At 66.5% G+C, this 14747-nt stretch carries 17 protein-coding genes; 14 read left to right on the forward strand and 3 right to left on the reverse strand.

The annotated features are described in order from the left end of the window. The first annotated feature begins 86 nt into the window (after window positions 1–86). The 10 genes from CAL29_RS11360 (at window position 87) to CAL29_RS11405 (ending at window position 7584) form a co-directional block, all read left to right on the forward strand. Window positions 87–578, forward strand: coding sequence for a low molecular weight protein-tyrosine-phosphatase (locus tag CAL29_RS11360; protein ID WP_094853145.1), 492 nt, complete (start codon window positions 87–89; stop codon window positions 576–578). Between the two features lie 327 nt (window positions 579–905). Then, window positions 906–1451 carry a Fe-S cluster assembly transcriptional regulator IscR gene (gene iscR, locus CAL29_RS11365; RefSeq protein ID WP_094853146.1) on the forward strand — a complete coding sequence of 182 codons (546 nt, stop codon included), beginning with the start codon at window positions 906–908 and terminating at the stop codon, window positions 1449–1451. Between the two features lie 29 nt (window positions 1452–1480). After that, window positions 1481–2692 carry an IscS subfamily cysteine desulfurase gene (locus tag CAL29_RS11370; protein WP_094853147.1) on the forward strand — a complete coding sequence of 404 codons (1212 nt, stop codon included), beginning with the start codon at window positions 1481–1483 and terminating at the stop codon, window positions 2690–2692. Between the two features lie 68 nt (window positions 2693–2760). After that, window positions 2761–3147 (forward strand): Fe-S cluster assembly scaffold IscU, encoded by a 387-nt coding sequence (gene iscU / locus CAL29_RS11375; RefSeq protein ID WP_094853148.1) that lies wholly within the window; start codon window positions 2761–2763, stop codon window positions 3145–3147. Between the two features lie 2 nt (window positions 3148–3149). Beyond that, window positions 3150–3473 carry an iron-sulfur cluster assembly protein IscA gene (iscA, locus tag CAL29_RS11380; RefSeq protein WP_094853149.1) on the forward strand — a complete coding sequence of 108 codons (324 nt, stop codon included), beginning with the start codon at window positions 3150–3152 and terminating at the stop codon, window positions 3471–3473. Between the two features lie 2 nt (window positions 3474–3475). After that, window positions 3476–4009, forward strand: a complete 534-nt coding sequence (gene hscB / locus CAL29_RS11385) for a Fe-S protein assembly co-chaperone HscB (RefSeq protein ID WP_094854023.1) — start codon at window positions 3476–3478, stop codon at window positions 4007–4009. A gap of 81 nt (window positions 4010–4090) precedes the next feature. Next, window positions 4091–5956, forward strand: coding sequence for a Fe-S protein assembly chaperone HscA (gene hscA / locus CAL29_RS11390; RefSeq protein ID WP_094853150.1), 1866 nt, complete (start codon window positions 4091–4093; stop codon window positions 5954–5956). Window positions 5957–5966: 10 nt separating this feature from the next. Beyond that, a complete protein-coding gene (gene fdx, locus CAL29_RS11395) occupies window positions 5967–6308 on the forward strand; it encodes an ISC system 2Fe-2S type ferredoxin (protein ID WP_094853151.1) in 342 nt (113 codons plus the stop codon). Next, the gene (gene iscX / locus CAL29_RS11400; protein ID WP_094853152.1) at window positions 6308–6502 is read left to right on the forward strand and encodes a Fe-S cluster assembly protein IscX; all 195 of its coding nucleotides are present in this window, start codon (window positions 6308–6310) and stop codon (window positions 6500–6502) included. The genes fdx and iscX overlap by 1 nt, the downstream gene beginning before the upstream one ends. 185 nt (window positions 6503–6687) lie before the next feature. Then, window positions 6688–7584 carry a methylglyoxal synthase gene (locus CAL29_RS11405; protein WP_094853153.1) on the forward strand — a complete coding sequence of 299 codons (897 nt, stop codon included), beginning with the start codon at window positions 6688–6690 and terminating at the stop codon, window positions 7582–7584. Window positions 7585–7605: 21 nt separating this feature from the next. Here the strand turns inward: CAL29_RS11405 and lysS are convergent, their stop codons facing one another. The 3 genes from lysS to prfB all read right to left on the reverse strand — a co-directional run bounded on the left by lysS (window position 7606) and on the right by prfB (window position 11064). Continuing rightward, window positions 7606–9126 (reverse strand): lysine--tRNA ligase, encoded by a 1521-nt coding sequence (lysS, locus tag CAL29_RS11410; RefSeq protein ID WP_094853154.1) that lies wholly within the window; start codon window positions 9124–9126, stop codon window positions 7606–7608. Between the two features lie 9 nt (window positions 9127–9135). Beyond that, complete coding sequence (locus CAL29_RS11415; protein WP_094853155.1) at window positions 9136–9891, reverse strand: SDR family oxidoreductase; 756 nt, start codon at window positions 9889–9891, stop codon at window positions 9136–9138. 68 nt (window positions 9892–9959) lie between these two features. Next, a protein-coding gene (prfB, locus tag CAL29_RS11420; protein WP_143277655.1) for a peptide chain release factor 2 occupies window positions 9960–11064 on the reverse strand; the annotation gives its coding sequence in 2 pieces (ribosomal slippage) (window positions 9960–10982 and window positions 10984–11064; 1104 coding nt in all). Window positions 11065–11262: 198 nt separating this feature from the next. Between prfB and CAL29_RS11425 the strand changes: the two genes are divergently transcribed. The 4 genes from CAL29_RS11425 (at window position 11263) to CAL29_RS11440 (ending at window position 14718) form a co-directional block, all read left to right on the forward strand. Next, complete coding sequence (locus CAL29_RS11425) at window positions 11263–12249, forward strand: Bug family tripartite tricarboxylate transporter substrate binding protein (protein ID WP_094853156.1); 987 nt, start codon at window positions 11263–11265, stop codon at window positions 12247–12249. Between the two features lie 12 nt (window positions 12250–12261). Continuing rightward, window positions 12262–13107, forward strand: a complete 846-nt coding sequence (locus CAL29_RS11430; protein ID WP_256977381.1) for a fumarate hydratase — start codon at window positions 12262–12264, stop codon at window positions 13105–13107. Between the two features lie 15 nt (window positions 13108–13122). Beyond that, complete coding sequence (locus CAL29_RS11435) at window positions 13123–13689, forward strand: fumarate hydratase C-terminal domain-containing protein (RefSeq protein ID WP_094853157.1); 567 nt, start codon at window positions 13123–13125, stop codon at window positions 13687–13689. Window positions 13690–13782: 93 nt separating this feature from the next. Next, entirely contained in the window at window positions 13783–14718 is a 936-nt protein-coding gene (locus CAL29_RS11440) for a LysR substrate-binding domain-containing protein (protein WP_094853158.1), read from the forward strand. Window positions 14719–14747: the final 29 nt, after the last annotated feature.

Raw genomic sequence — 14747 nt, forward strand, 5'->3', positions numbered from 1 at the left:
ATTCGCCTTGACGGACGGTCGGGGCGACTTGGCCGGCAGGCAAAAAAAGCTTGCCTTCTTGCGGGTTTTCCCGCAGACTAGCGCACATGATGACCAAGGTACTTTTCGTTTGCAAGGGCAACATCTGTCGCTCGCCGAGCGCAGAAGGCGTGTTCCGTCAGTTGATCAACGACGCAGGGCTTGCTGAAGTCGTGCGCGTCGATTCCGCCGGAACGCATGCTTTCCATATTGGCGAGGCGCCGGATGCGCGCGCCCAGGCCGCCGCGCGCAAGCGGGGTTATGAAATCAACCATCGCGAGGCCCGCCAGGTTTCGTCGGACGATTTTCGAGAGTACGACCTGATTCTCGCCATGGACTGGGAAGACCTGTCCGATCTGCAGCGCCAGTGCCCCAAGGCGTATCAGCACAAGCTGAATCTGGTCATGCGCTTCGCGAACGAGTACGAGGAAGCCACGGTGCCCGATCCGTACTACGGCGGTCCCGAAGGTTTCGGCAAGGTGCTCGATTACCTGGAAGACGCCTGTCAGGGCTTGCTTGAACTGGTGCGCAAGCGCGCGACCCAGTATCAGGCGGCATAAAGGCAAGGCGTCCGGTCCCGCGGCGGTACAGACGGGGCAGGGATGAAACGGCGGCATCTGGCCGCCGTTGTCACGTCTGGTGTTCGCGCTCCTGCGCGAGCCCTGGCTGTCCAATGGTCTTCGGCGCCCTCCATGGCCCCCACCGGCATCGCGGCCACGGCTTCCGGCGCCTCCCGGGCGCCGCCCACGGGCGCTACGGCAGAGCTACCCTCATCTCTCCAGGGTTTCTTACCAATTTAGTCGGGAATTGGTTATACTTGAGGCAATTGCTCAGGTATTGCCTCCCCGGCTCGGCCGGGTCACACACCGGATTTTAGGAAACCCACCATGCGGTTGACCACCAAAGGGCGTTTCGCGGTGACTGCCATGATCGACCTGGCTATGCGGCAGCATAGCGGTCCGGTCACTCTCGCGGCCATCAGCCAGCGTCAGAACATTTCCCTCTCCTACCTCGAACAACTGTTCGGCAAGCTGCGCCGCCATGAATTGGTGGACAGCGTGCGCGGTCCCGGCGGCGGCTATTCCCTGGCCCGCCTGGCGCGCAACGTCACGGTGGCCGACATCATCTTCGCGGTGGACGAACCCCTGGACGCCACGAGCTGTGGCGGCAAACAGGACTGTACGAGCGGCAAGGACGGCAAATCGGGCAAGTGCATGACCCACGAACTGTGGGCGACGCTGAACCGCAAGATGGTCGATTACCTCGACTCCGTGTCCTTGCAGGATCTGGTCGATCAACAGCGGGTGCGCCAGTTGCAAGAGGCGAACAACACTACCCAGAATTGCACGGTCCGCGTGAATCGCGGGCCCGGCAACAGCTCCGGCGCGGGGACGGCGACGACCGTGCCCGGCGGCGCCGCGGCGGCTGTATGAAGGCATAAAAGATCAGGAGCTGTACGAAGATGACCACTCGTCCCATTTATCTCGATTATTCCGCCACCACCCCCGTCGATCCCCGCGTGGTCGACAAGATGGTGCCCTGGCTTTACGACAACTTCGGCAACCCGGCGTCGCGCAGCCACGCCTTCGGTTGGGAAGCGGAAGACGCCGTCGAGCGCGCCCGCGAAGAAGTGGCCAAGCTGGTGAACGCGGATCCCCGCGAAATCATCTGGACCTCGGGCGCCACGGAATCCGACAACCTCGCCCTGAAGGGCGCGGCGAATTTCTATGCCGAGCGCGGCAAGCACATCATTACCGTGAAGACCGAGCACAAGGCGGTGCTGGATACCTGTCGCGAACTGGAACGCCAGGGCTTCGAGGTCACCTACCTGAACGTGCTGGAAAACGGCCTGATCGACCTGGACGTGTTCAAGGCGGCGCTGCGGCCGGACACCATCCTGGTTTCGGTGATGATGGTGAACAACGAAATCGGCGTGATCCAGGACATCGAGACCCTGGGCGAGATCTGCCGCGAGAAGGGCATCATTTTCCACGTCGACGCCGCGCAGGCGACCGGCAAGGTGGAGATCGACCTGCAGAAGCTGAAGGTCGACCTGATGGCGTTCTCGGCGCACAAGACCTACGGTCCCAAGGGTATCGGCGCCCTGTACGTGCGCCGCAAGCCGCGCGTGCGCATCGAGGCGCAGATCCACGGCGGCGGGCATGAGCGGGGTTTCCGTTCGGGCACGCTGCCCACGCACCAGATCGTCGGCATGGGCGAGGCGTTCCGCCTGGCGCGCGAGGAAATGGGCACCGAGAACGAGCGTATCCGCATGCTGCGCGACCGCCTGTGGGCCGGCCTGTCGCAGATCGAGGAGGTCTATCTGAACGGCGACATGGAACGGCGCGTGCCGCACAACCTGAACGTCAGCTTCAACTACGTCGAGGGCGAGTCGCTGATCATGGCGGTCAAGGAGCTGGCGGTGTCCAGCGGTTCGGCCTGCACGTCGGCGAGCCTGGAGCCTTCCTACGTGCTGCGCGCGCTGGGCCGCAACGACGAACTGGCGCACAGCTCGATCCGCTTCACCATCGGCCGCTTCACCACCGAGCAGGAAATCGATTTCACCATCGACCTGCTCAAGAGCCGGGTAGGCAAGCTGCGCGACATGTCGCCGCTGTGGGAAATGGCGAAGGAAGGCATCGACCTGAATTCCGTGCAGTGGGCCGCCCACTGAGTCAGTGAAGGTCAGTGAAGTAAAGAGATATCAGCAGGCTTCGCGCTGCGCGGAGTGGAGAAAACATCATGGCATATAGCGAAAAAGTTCTGGATCACTACGAAAACCCCCGCAACGTCGGCTCCTTCGAAAAGGGCGACGACACGGTGGGCACCGGCATGGTGGGCGCCCCCGCCTGTGGCGACGTGATGAAGCTGCAGATCAAGGTCGGCGCCGACGGCGTCATCGAGGACGCGCGCTTCAAGACCTACGGTTGCGGGTCGGCGATCGCTTCCAGCTCGCTGGTCACCGAATGGGTGAAGGGCAAGACGCTGGACGAGGCGCTGAACATCCGCAACACGCAGATCGCCGAGGAACTGGCCTTGCCGCCGGTGAAGATCCACTGTTCGATCCTGGCGGAAGACGCCATCAAGGCGGCGGTGCAGGATTACAAAGAAAAGCATACGGTGGCCTGATCATGGCTGTTACCCTCACTCAGCAGGCGGCGAACCACATCGACCGCTATCTGCAGCGCCGCGGCAAGGGTGTGGGCTTGCGCCTGGGCGTCAGGACCACCGGCTGCTCGGGCATGGCGTACAAGCTGGAATACGTGGATACGCCGGACCCGGCCGACGAGGTGTTCGAAAGTCACGGGGTTAAGGTGTTCGTCGATCCCAAGAGCCTGTCGTACATCGACGGCACCGAACTCGACTATGCGCGCGAGGGCCTGAACGAAGGGTTCAAGTTCCGTAATCCCAACGAGAAGGCGACCTGCGGCTGCGGCGAGTCGTTCACGGTGTAGTGTTGGCCGCGGACGATCATTTCAGCCTGTTCGGGCTGCCGGCGTGCTTCGCGCTGGATGCCCAGGCCCTGGAGCAGTCCTGGCGCGCCGTGGCCGCGCAAGTGCATCCCGACCGCTACGCCACGGCCTCGCCGGCGGAGAAGCGGGTGGCCATGCAGTGGGCGGCCCGCGCCAACGAAGCCTACCGGACGCTGCGCGACCCGCTGTTGCGCGCGCGCTATCTGTGCGAGCGGGCGGGCGTCGACCTGCAGACCGAGAGCAACACTTCCATGGACCGCGCGTTCCTGATGCAGCAGATGGAATGGCGGGAAATGCTGGACGAAGCCCGCGCCGACCGCGACAATGCGCACGCTTTCGACGCCTTGCGCGCGGAGCTGGCGCAGGCGGAGTCGGCCATGCAGGAAACCCTCGCCGATTTGCTGGACACGCGCGGCGACCACGCGGCGGCCGGCGCGAAAGTCCGGGAATGGATGTTCGTGCGCAAGATGGGCCAGGAAGTGGCGCAGGCGGCGCAGTCCGGGCATCCGGCCGATTAGCGATGACGGCTCCGCGGTGTCGCGGGGCCGCGCGACGGTGTCCCGGCCTGGCCGGCGCCGTTCAACGACTACGAATCCATCATGGCTCTATTGCAGATTTCAGAACCCGGCGAATCGCCCGCGCCGCACCAGCGCAAGCTGGCGGTGGGCATCGACCTGGGCACGACCAATTCACTGGTGGCGGCGGTGCGCAGCAGCGTGCCCGAAGTCCTGCGCGACGAGCAGGGGCGTGCCTTGCTGCCGTCGGCGGTGCGCTACCTGGCCGACGGCCAGCGGCTGGTGGGGTATGAGGCCCTGACGTCGCAGGCCGAGGATCCGGCCAATTCCATCGTGTCCGTCAAGCGCTTCATGGGCCGCTCGGCCGAGGATGCGCGCGCCAGCGGCGCCGCCTACGACTTCGTGGACGCGCCCGGCATGGCGCGCCTGCGTACCGTGCAAGGCGAGCTGAGCCCGGTCGAGGTCTCGGCGCACATCCTGGAACGGCTGCGCGTGCGCGCCGAGGCCGTGCTGGGCGATGAGCTGGTGGGCGCGGTGATCACCGTGCCGGCGTATTTCGACGACGCGCAGCGCCAGGCCACGCGCGACGCCGCCCGCCTGGCGGGGTTGAACGTGCTGCGCCTGCTCAACGAACCGACCGCGGCCGCCATCGCCTACGGCCTGGAGAATGCCGCCGAAGGGGTGTACGCGGTCTATGACCTGGGGGGCGGCACCTTCGATATTTCCGTGCTGCGCCTGACCAAGGGCGTGTTCGAGGTCATCGCCACCGGCGGCGACACCGCCCTGGGCGGGGACGATTTCGATGCGTTGATCGTGCAAGCCGTGCTGGACCAGGCGCCGGACGCCGCCGCGTGGTCGCGCCACGATCGCCGCGCGCTGGCGGTGGCCGCCAAGGCCGCGCGCGAGCGCCTGACCGAGGCCGACGCCACCACGGTGGACGTGCGCCTGCAGGACGGCCGGCAGGTCAGCCATGCGCTGACGCGGGCGCGGTTCGAGGAGATGGCCGCCGGGTTGATCGACCGTACCCTGGCCTGCGCGCGCCGCGCGCTGCAGGACGCCGGCCTGGACAAGGCCGAGATGCGCGGCGTGGTCATGGTCGGCGGCGCGACGCGCATGCCGGTCGTGCGCCGCCGGGTGGGCGAGTTCTTCGGCCAGACGCCGTTGACCGACCTGGACCCCGACCAGGTGGTGGCGCTGGGCGCGGCCTTGCAGGCCAATCTGCTGGCGGGCAATCGCGCGCCGGGCGAGGACTGGCTGCTGCTGGACGTGATTCCGCTGTCGCTGGGCCTGGAAACGATGGGCGGCCTGGTCGAGCGCATCATTCCGCGCAACAGCACCATTCCGGTGGCGCGCGCGCAGGAATTCACGACCTTCAAGGACGGGCAGGGGGCGATGAGCTTCCACGTGCTGCAAGGCGAGCGCGAACTGGTGACCGACAACCGTTCGCTGGCGCGCTTCGAATTGCGCGGGATCCCGCCCATGGTGGCGGGCGCCGCCCGCATCCGCGTGACCTTCCAGGTCGACGCCGATGGCCTGCTGGGCGTGACGGCGCGCGAGCAGAGCACCGGGGTGGAGGCCTCGGTCACGGTCAAGCCTTCCTACGGGCTGTCCGACGAGGAAATCACCCGCATGCTGGCCGAGAGCGTGGACCAGGCCGACGCCGACGCGCAGGCCCGCATGCTGCGCGAGCAGCAGGTCGAGGCGCGCCAGTTGGTGGAATCGGTGCAGGCCGCCCTGGCGGCCGACGGCGACCTGCTGGACGCGCAGGAGCGCGCCACGGTGGACGCCGCCCTGGCCGGCGCGGCCGGCGCCCAGGACCTGAACGATGCCGACGCGGTGCGCGCGGCCGTGCAGGCCTTGTCCGACGCCACCGAGGACTTCGCCGCCCGCCGCATGGACCGCAGCATCCGCCGCGCCTTGTCGGGCCGCAAGCTGGACGAAATCGCCTGAACTTTTTCCTATGCCGAAACTGACTGTATTGCCTCATCCCGACGTCTGCCCCGAGGGCGCCGTCATCGAGAACGCCCCGCAGGGCGTTTCGATCTGCCGCGTGATGCTGGACAACCATATCGAGATCGAACACGCTTGCGAATTGTCCTGCGCCTGTACCACTTGCCACGTCATCGTGCGCGAGGGCTACAACTCCCTGGACGAGGCCTCCGATTCCGAGGAAGATCTGCTGGACAAGGCCTGGGGCCTGTCGTCGACGTCGCGGCTGTCCTGCCAGGCGAAGATCGCCGATGCCGACCTGACGGTGGAAATCCCGCGCTACACGATCAACCACGCCAAGGAGAACCATTGATGAAATGGGTCGACACGTACCAGATCGCCGAGGCATTGTTCGACGCCCACCCGGACGTCGATCCGGCCACCGTGCGCTTCACGCAACTGCGTGAAATGGTGCTGGCGCTGCCGGGCTTCGAGGACGATCCCGCGCGCTCGGGCGAGAAAATCCTGGAGGCCATCCAGCAGGCCTGGATCGAAGAGGCGGCCTGAGGGCGGCCTGCGTTGCGGCAGCGGCCGCCGCGTGAAATTTGCAGCGGTTGCGCCGCGCGTGGCGGTATCATGCAGGCCGGCTGTCCTTGAGGGCAGCCGGCTTTTTTGCGTGTTGCCGGCATGGCGCCGGCGCACCGATGCGATGCGCCATCCGCTCCCCCTTATTTCCTACCAGCGAGCCCTTCATGTCTCTTCCGATTCTGCGTTTTGGCCTGGCGGCGAACCGGCTGCATCATGAGACGCCCAATGCGGCGCTGTTCGACTGGCTGCGCGCCTGTTCGGGGACCATCCGCGAGATGGGCATCCAGCTCTACACGGTGGGCCGCACGCACGACGCGATTTCGCGCGAGGGCATGCTGCAAGGCTATCCGGGGCTGATCCGCTACCCCTACGGCCGCGAGGGCGGCTTGATGAAACTGGTGGCCCGCGTGACGGAAGGGCGCGACGGCAGCCAGCCTTTCGACGGCGCCATCTACCTGATCGACCCCGTCGATCCATCGTCCATCTTTCCGGAGGCGCTGGCGCTCAAGCGCCAGTGCATCACGCACGGCCGGCCTTTCGTGTCGACGCTGGCGGGCGCCATCGAGTGGATAGAGGTCGAGCGGGTGCTGGCCGGGCTGGCGCCGGATCCCGCCGCTTCGCGGCTGCTGGATTTCTCGCGCCAGACCGTGGCGCTGATCGCGCACGATGCCTTGAAGGACCAGATGGTCGATTTCGCGGACGCGCACTTCGACCTGTTGTCGCGTTTCTCGCGACGGGTGGCGACCGGCACGACCGGCGGCCGCCTGAACGACCTGGCGTGGTCGCGCGGCTGGCCCTCGGACAAGCCCTGGGTGCATCGCTTCCTGAGCGGGCCGCTGGGCGGGGACGCGCAGATCGGCGAACTGGTGCTGGAGCATCAGTGCCAGCGCGTGATCTTCTTCGAGGATCCGCACGTGGCGCGGCAGCACGAGGCCGATATCCAGTTGCTGGAACGCGCCGTGCGCGTGGTCACCGAGACGGCCTCCTGCGCCACGTCGCCCGCCGTGGCGCGGCGCTGGGCGCAGGCGATGGAACTGCGCCTGCAGCGCCTGGGCGCCTGACCTGGACTTTCCGCCTTAGCCTTAGTCTTCCCGCCGCAGGTGCGGGAAGAGGATGACGTCGCGGATGCTGGGGCTGTCGGTCAGCAGCATGACCAGGCGGTCGATGCCGATGCCGCAGCCGCCGGTGGGGGGCATGCCGTATTCGAGCGCGCGGATGTAGTCGGCGTCGTAGTACATGGCTTCCTCGTCGCCGGCGTCCTTGGCTTCGACCTGGGCGCGGAAGCGCTCGGCCTGGTCCTCGGGGTCGTTCAGCTCGGAGAAGCCGTTGGCGATTTCGCGGCCGGTGATGAAGAGCTCGAAGCGCTCGGTGATGCCCTCGCGCGAGTCCGAGGCGCGGGCCAGCGGCGAGACTTCGACCGGGTAGTCGATGATGTAGGTCGGCTGCCACAGCTTGGCTTCGGCGGTTTCCTCGAACAGCGCCAGTTGCAGCGCGCCCAGGCCGGCGCGCGCCAGCGGCGCGCTGTCGACGTCGGCGCCCAGCTTCTTCAGCTCGGCGCGCACGAAGGCGGCGTCGTCCAGTTGCGCCTGGGTGTAGCCTGGGGCGTACTTGAGGATGGCCTCGCAGATGGTCAGGCGGTCGAAGGGACGCGACAGGTCCAGCTCGCGCTCCTGGTAGGTCAGCACGGCGCTGCCCGTGGCCGCGATGGCGGCCTGGCGGATCAGTTGTTCGGTGAAGTCCATCAGCCAGCGGTAGTCCGTGTAGGCCGCGTAGAACTCCATCATCGTGAATTCCGGATTGTGCCGCGGGCTGACGCCCTCGTTACGGAAGTTCCGGTTGATTTCGAACACCCGTTCGAAGCCGCCGACGATCAGGCGCTTGAGATAGAGCTCCGGCGCGATGCGCAGGAACATTTCCATGTCCAGCGCATTGTGGTGGGTGATGAAGGGCTTGGCCGCCGCGCCGCCGGGGATGGGATGCAGCATGGGCGTTTCCACTTCCAGGAAACCGGCGTCGAGCATGAACTGGCGGATGCCGCCGATCGCCTTGCTGCGCGCCTCGAAGGTGCGGCGGGTGGCTTCGGTCATCACCAGGTCGACATGGCGCTGGCGGTAGCGCAGCTCCTGGTCGGCCACGCCGTGGAACTTGTCCGGTAGCGGCCGCAGCGACTTCGACAGCAGGCGCGCCTGGGTGGCGTGCACGGACAGTTCGCCCTTGTTGGTCTTGAAGACCGATCCCTCGACCGCGATGATGTCGCCGATATCCCACTGCTTGAACGCCGCGTAGGGCTCTTCGCCGAGCACGCCGCGGTCCAGGTAGATCTGGATGCGGCCGGTGGCGTCCTGCAGCGTGGCGAAGCTGGCCTTGCCCATGACGCGCTTGAGCATCATGCGGCCGGCGATCCTGACCACGCGGGCCGCGGCGGCGAGGGCTTCCTGGTCCTTGTCGTCGTACTGGGCATGCAGCTCGGCCGCGTGCGCGTCGGGCGCGAAGTCGTTGGGGAAGGCGACGCCGTTTTCGCGCAGCTTGGCGAGCTTGGCGCGGCGCTCGGCGATCAGCCGGTTTTTGTCTTGCGCGGTGTTGGCGGTCGGGGTATCGGTCATGGCGGAGGTTCAGTCGTAATTGCGGATGTCGTCGATTTCGGTCTGGCCGAAGTCGTCACGGTCGAGGTAGGCGGCGATCCGCGCGGCGACGTTGGCCGGCGCGGACAGCTTGCCGCTGGCATGCAGGTCCTGGAAGCGGGACAGGGCGGGGAAGGCGGCGGGATCGCTGGCGCGGATGGCCCCCTGCATGTCCGTGTCGACCACGCCGGGCGCCAGGGCGACCACGCGCGCGCCGCCGGCGCCTTGTTCCTGCTTCAGGACGCGCGTGTACATGTCCAGCGCCGCCTTGGTGGCGCAGTAGACGCCCCAGCCCGGATTGGGATTGCGGCCGGCGCCCGAGGAAATGTTGAGCACGCGGCGGTCGGCCGGCAGGCCCTGGGTCGCCGCCAGGAAGCGCGCGGTCAGCAGCATCACGGCGCCGACGTTCAGGTTCAAGGCGGCGGTGATGGCGCCGGCGTCTTCAAGCTGGTCGCCGCGGGCCACGGGATGGACGGTGCCGGCGTTGTTGATCAGCAGGTAGCGGCCGGCGTCGCGGGGCAGTTCGGCGGCGATGCGTTCGGCGGCCGCGCCGGCGGCGGCCAGGTCGGACAGGTCGGCGTCGATCTGCGTCAAGGCGGCGCCCTGGGCCGCGGCGTAGGCCTGCAGCTCGGGATCGGTGCGGCGCGCCAGCGTGATCAGCCGCACGCCCGGCTTGGCCAGGACGCGCGCCAGGGCGGCACCGATGCCGCGCGAGGCGCCGGTGAGGACGACGGAGGTTGATGTCATGCCGGATCCTTGTTGTTCTGACTACGGGAAAAACCGCCGGCGCGGCGCGCGGGGCGCCGCGGCCCGTCTTAGACCGCCTGTTTCAGGCTGGCCTGGATGAAGGGGTCGAGGTCGCCGTCCAGCACTTTCTGGGTGTTGGAGATTTCCACGTTGGTGCGCAGGTCCTTGATGCGGCTCTGGTCCAGCACGTAGGAGCGGATCTGGTGGCCCCAGCCCACGTCGGTCTTGGAGTCTTCCAGTTTCTGCTGTTCGGCCATGCGGTTGCGCATTTCCAGCTCGTACAGGCGCGATTTCAGCATCTGCATGGCTTCGGCGCGGTTGCGGTGCTGGGAGCGGTCGTTCTGGCACTGCACGACGATGCCGGTCGGGTTGTGCGTGATGCGCACGGCCGAGTCGGTCTTGTTGATGTGCTGGCCGCCGGCGCCGCTGGCGCGGTACGTGTCGATGCGCAGGTCGGCCGGATTGACCTCGACTTCGAAGGAATCGTCCACCTCGGGGTAGACGAAGACGCTGGCGAAGGAGGTGTGGCGGCCGCCCGAGGAGTCGAACGGGCTCTTGCGCACCAGGCGGTGCACGCCGGTTTCGGTGCGCAGGTAGCCGAAGGCGTATTCGCCCTCGATCTTGATGGTGGCCGATTTGATGCCGGCCACTTCGCCTTCGGATTCTTCCAGGACTTCGGCCTTGAAGCCCTTGCGCTCGCAATACTTCAGGTACTGGCGCAGCAGCATGGACGCCCAGTCCTGCGCCTCGGTGCCGCCGGCGCCGGCCTGGATGTCCAGGAAGCAATTCAGCGGATCGGCCGGGTTGGAGAACATGCGCCGGAATTCCAGGCCTTCCAGCTTCTGCTGGAACCCGTCGGCGTCGACTTCGATGGACTCCAGGGTGGCGTCGTCGTTGTCGGCCGCGGCCAGTTCGAAGAGCTCACGCGCGTCGGCCAGGCCCCCGCCCAGTTCGGTCAGGGTGCCGACGACATCTTCGAGGCTCTTCTTTTCACGGCCCAGGTCCTGGGCGTGCTTGGGATCGTTCCAGACTTCGGGGTTTTCCAGCTCGGCGTTTACGACCTGGAGGCGTTCGGCTTTGGCATCGTAGTCAAAGATACCTCCGTAGAGCCTGTTCGCGCTCGGCGTAGTCGGCGAGTCGGGCGGCGAGCTGGTTCTGACGTTCGGCTTCCATGGCAATCCTAAGGCTGTCTTAATGACGAAACCTATCATTTTAGCCTGCCTTTCGGCGCGGCTGGGACGGGGGCGGGGACGCGCCGGCCGGCCCGGGCCTTCGAATTCCTCGAACACCCCTCTGCGAACTGGCAATTCCCCTCCCAGGTCGTCGTCCATAGCATCCCCCTACCTGCGTTTATCAGGGAGGAGACAAGCCATGAAAATCAAGAGATTCAAGCGTTTCAAGAGACTCGCCGCCGCGGCGATTGCCGCGCTGGCGCTGGGCGCCGGCACGGCGCGCGCGGACTGGCCCGAGCGGCCGGTGACCATCGTGGTGCCGTTCGCGGCCGGCCAGACGGGCGACATGATCGCGCGCATGGTCGGCAAGGAACTGGAGATCAAGTTCGGCAAGGCCTTCATCGTGGAGAACCGGCCCGGCAGCGGGGGACGCATCGGCACGACGTATGTCGCGCGCGCCAAGCCGGATGGGTACACCCTGTTGATGACCAGCACGGGGCCCTATGCGATCACGCCGGCCCTCTATCCCCGCGACACCCGGTACGACCCGGTGAAGGATTTCGTCGGCATCGCGGAGACGGCTTCCACGCCGCAGGTCATCGCCGTCTCGAACGGCTCCGGCATCGTCGATTTCGCGGATATGGTCAAGCGGGCCAAGGCCAAGGACCTGTCCTACGGTTCGGCGGGCAACGGGTCGTTGCAGCACCTGACCATGGAGCTGCTGAAGAAGGAGATCGGCTTTCCCATGGTGCACGTGCCATTCAAGGGCAGCGCCGAATCGAAGACGGCCCTCATCGCCAACACCCTGGAGGCGACTTCCGATTCCTTGCCCTCGCTGCTCACCAGCATCAAGGCGAAGCAGATCAAGGCCATCGCGGTGGTCGACGACAAGCGTTCCTCCTACATTCCCGACGTGCCGACCGTGGGCGAGCTGGGTTACCCCAAGCTGAGCGCCGTCGCGTTCTTCGGGTTGGTGGCGCCCCAGGGCACGCCGAAGGAGATCGTGGATGCGCTGAACCGGGAGGTCATCGCCATGTTCAAGACGCCCGCGTTCCAGGAACAGATGCGGGCCCAGGCATTGACCCCGCCGGCGGAACGCACGCCGGAGCAGTTTTCGGCCTACCTGGCGGAAGAAGTGGCGCGTTGGAAAAAGGTCGTCGAACAAGCTAAGGTCACCGTAGATTAAAGGAGCGCCCCCATGGTGAGAGAAGTCCCGGCAAATCAAATTACCGATACCGTCGCGAAGCTGTGCATCGATGCCTGTCATCTGCTTCCCGACAACCTGGTCCAAGGTTTTCATGACGCGGCGGAGAAAGAGATTTCGCCCCTGGGCAAGTCGGTCCTGCTCAAGCTGATCGACAACGACAGGATCGCCCGCGAAAACCAGGTTTCCTACTGTCATGACACCGGGCTGACCATCGTCTTCATCGAGCTGGGCCAGGACGTCCATGTCAGCGGCGGCGGCTTCGAGGAAGCCGTGCAGGCGGGGGTGCGCAAGGGCTACGCCGAGGGGTTCATGCGCAAGTCCGTGGTGTCCGACCCGCTGCTGCGCGTCAACAGCAATGACAATACGCCGGCCGTCGTCCACACCGAGATCGTTCCGGGCAGCGAGATCCACGTGACCGTCGTTCCGAAGGGCGGCGGCAGCGAGAACTGGAGCACCATGAAGTTCCTGTTGCCCGGCGAGGGCGCCGAGGGGGTGAAGAAGTTCGTGCTGGCCGCCATCGAGGCGGCCGGCGGCGCGGCCTGTCCGCCGCTCACGGTGGGCGTCGGCATCGGCGGCAGCTTCGACAAGGTCACGGCCATCGCGAAGAAAGCCATCCTGCGGGACATCGGCGAGCATCATCCCACCCCGCACATCGCCCAGCTCGAGCGCGAGCTGCTGGACCTCGTCAACCGGACCGGCATCGGGCCGCAAGGGTACGGCGGCTCGACCACGGCGCTGTGGGTCGCGGTGGAGACCTATGCATGCCACATCACCGCCTTGCCCGTGGCGGTGAATATCCAGTGCCACGCCAGCCGGCGTGCCAGCGCCACCATCTGAGCCGGAGGTTTCACCATGGCAGTCCATCACCTGCAAACCCCGCTCGACGACGAGGCCGTGTTGCGGCTGAACGCGGGCGACGAGGTCTACCTGTCCGGCGTCATCATCATGGCGCGCGATGCCGCGCACAAGCGTTTCGTCGATACCCTGGCCGCGGGCCAGGCGCTGCCGGTGGACCTGCGGGGCCACGTGCTGTTCTACGGCGGGCCCGGGCCGACCAAGCCGGGACACGCCATCGGCGTCGTCGCCCCGACTTCCGCGTACCGCATGGATCCTTACGCCACCGTGCTGTTCGACCACGGGGCCCGGGGCGCCATCGGGAAGGGGCCGCGCGGCGCCGCCATCCGGGCGTCCTGCGAGAAGAACCGCGCCGTCTGCTTTTCCGCCATCGGGGGCATATCGGCCACCCTGTTCGCATGCATCCGTTCGGCGGAAGTCATCGCCTACGAGGACCTGAAGACCGAGGCGGTGCAGCGCCTGGTGATCGAGGACTTCCCCCTGCTCGTCACCAACGACGCCCATGGCCGCGATATGTACGCGGAGGAGGTCGGGAAGTACCGGGCCCGGCTGCGGGAGGCCTGACGATCCCGGGGATAGACCGGCCGGTGGGTCCTGCGCGCGTATGCGGTACATGATCAGGAGACATCGCCATGATCACGCGCTCGCCAGGAACCCATGCTTCCAGATCTCGATTCCATCGCGCTTTTCGTCAAGGCCGCCGAGTTGCGCAGCCTGACCCGCGCCGCCGCGGCATCCTCGATGGGCCTGGCGGCGGCAAGCCGGCGCATCTCGCTGCTCGAGCATCGCCTGAAATGCTCGCTGTTCGACCGCTCGCACAAAGGCGTCGAACTCACGCCGGCCGGCGTGACGCTGCTGCACCATGCCAAGCAGTTGCTGATCCAGATAAACCAGATGCAGGCGGACCTGGACGAGCATGGTTCGGGCCGCCGCAGCGCCCTGAGGGTGCAGGCGAACACGTCCGCCATGGCGCAGTACCTCCCGGCCGACCTCGCCACCTTCAATGCCGAACACCCCGACGTGAACCTCACGGTGAAGGAGCGCTGGAGCGACCAGATCGTGCAGGCGCTGCTGCTGGGCGACGCGGACGTGGGCATCATCAATCCTTGCGGCTCTCTCGAAGGCCTGGAGTGCCAGCCGTATCGCAGGGATCATCTCTGCGCCGTCATGCCGCGGGACCACCCGCTGTCCAGGCACGACGGCGTCTGGTTCGAACAGGTGCTCGACTATCCCCTGGTGGGCCTGGAGGACGGGGCATCGTTGATGGCCTTGCTGGCCGCGCAGGCCGGACTCGCCCAGAAAGCCCTGAAACTGCGCGTGCAGATGCAGGGCTTCGAGGCGGTGTGCCGGATGATCGAGGCGGGGATGGGGATCGGCGTGCTGCCCAAGCAGGCGGCCGAAGCCTATCTGCCCGGCATGCACCTGGAGATTCGCGTTCTCAACGATAAGTGGGCGAGCAGGCAGATGCTGGTATGCACCGCGCGCGGCAGGGAAAAATCCGATCCCTTGATCCGGCTGGTGCGGGCGCTGTCGCATGCGTTTCGCGACGGGGAGTCGGCGGGCTTTTCCTACGGGCGAATGCGCGGAACCTGATGGCGATCGCTGGACCCATGGCCGATCCT

The organism is Bordetella genomosp. 10, assembly GCF_002261225.1.
Taxonomy (GTDB): Bacteria; Pseudomonadota; Gammaproteobacteria; order Burkholderiales; family Burkholderiaceae_B; genus Bordetella_C.

Bases quoted from the DNA above. Each gene is read 5' to 3' on its own strand.
- CAL29_RS11360 (WP_094853145.1), top strand. From the start codon at position 87: ATGATGACCAAGGTACTTTTCGTTTGCAAGGGCAACATCTGTCGCTCG.
- iscR (WP_094853146.1), top strand. From the start codon at position 906: ATGCGGTTGACCACCAAAGGGCGTTTCGCGGTGACTGCCATGATCGAC.
- CAL29_RS11370 (WP_094853147.1), top strand. From the start codon at position 1,481: ATGACCACTCGTCCCATTTATCTCGATTATTCCGCCACCACCCCCGTC.
- iscU (WP_094853148.1), top strand. From the start codon at position 2,761: ATGGCATATAGCGAAAAAGTTCTGGATCACTACGAAAACCCCCGCAAC.
- iscA (WP_094853149.1), top strand. From the start codon at position 3,150: ATGGCTGTTACCCTCACTCAGCAGGCGGCGAACCACATCGACCGCTAT.
- hscA (WP_094853150.1), top strand. From the start codon at position 4,091: ATGGCTCTATTGCAGATTTCAGAACCCGGCGAATCGCCCGCGCCGCAC.
- fdx (WP_094853151.1), top strand. From the start codon at position 5,967: ATGCCGAAACTGACTGTATTGCCTCATCCCGACGTCTGCCCCGAGGGC.
- iscX (WP_094853152.1), top strand. From the start codon at position 6,308: ATGAAATGGGTCGACACGTACCAGATCGCCGAGGCATTGTTCGACGCC.
- CAL29_RS11405 (WP_094853153.1), top strand. From the start codon at position 6,688: ATGTCTCTTCCGATTCTGCGTTTTGGCCTGGCGGCGAACCGGCTGCAT.
- lysS (WP_094853154.1), bottom strand. From the start codon at position 9,126: ATGACCGATACCCCGACCGCCAACACCGCGCAAGACAAAAACCGGCTG.
- CAL29_RS11415 (WP_094853155.1), bottom strand. From the start codon at position 9,891: ATGACATCAACCTCCGTCGTCCTCACCGGCGCCTCGCGCGGCATCGGT.
- CAL29_RS11425 (WP_094853156.1), top strand. From the start codon at position 11,263: ATGAAAATCAAGAGATTCAAGCGTTTCAAGAGACTCGCCGCCGCGGCG.
- CAL29_RS11430 (WP_256977381.1), top strand. From the start codon at position 12,262: ATGGTGAGAGAAGTCCCGGCAAATCAAATTACCGATACCGTCGCGAAG.
- CAL29_RS11435 (WP_094853157.1), top strand. From the start codon at position 13,123: ATGGCAGTCCATCACCTGCAAACCCCGCTCGACGACGAGGCCGTGTTG.
- CAL29_RS11440 (WP_094853158.1), top strand. From the start codon at position 13,783: ATGCTTCCAGATCTCGATTCCATCGCGCTTTTCGTCAAGGCCGCCGAG.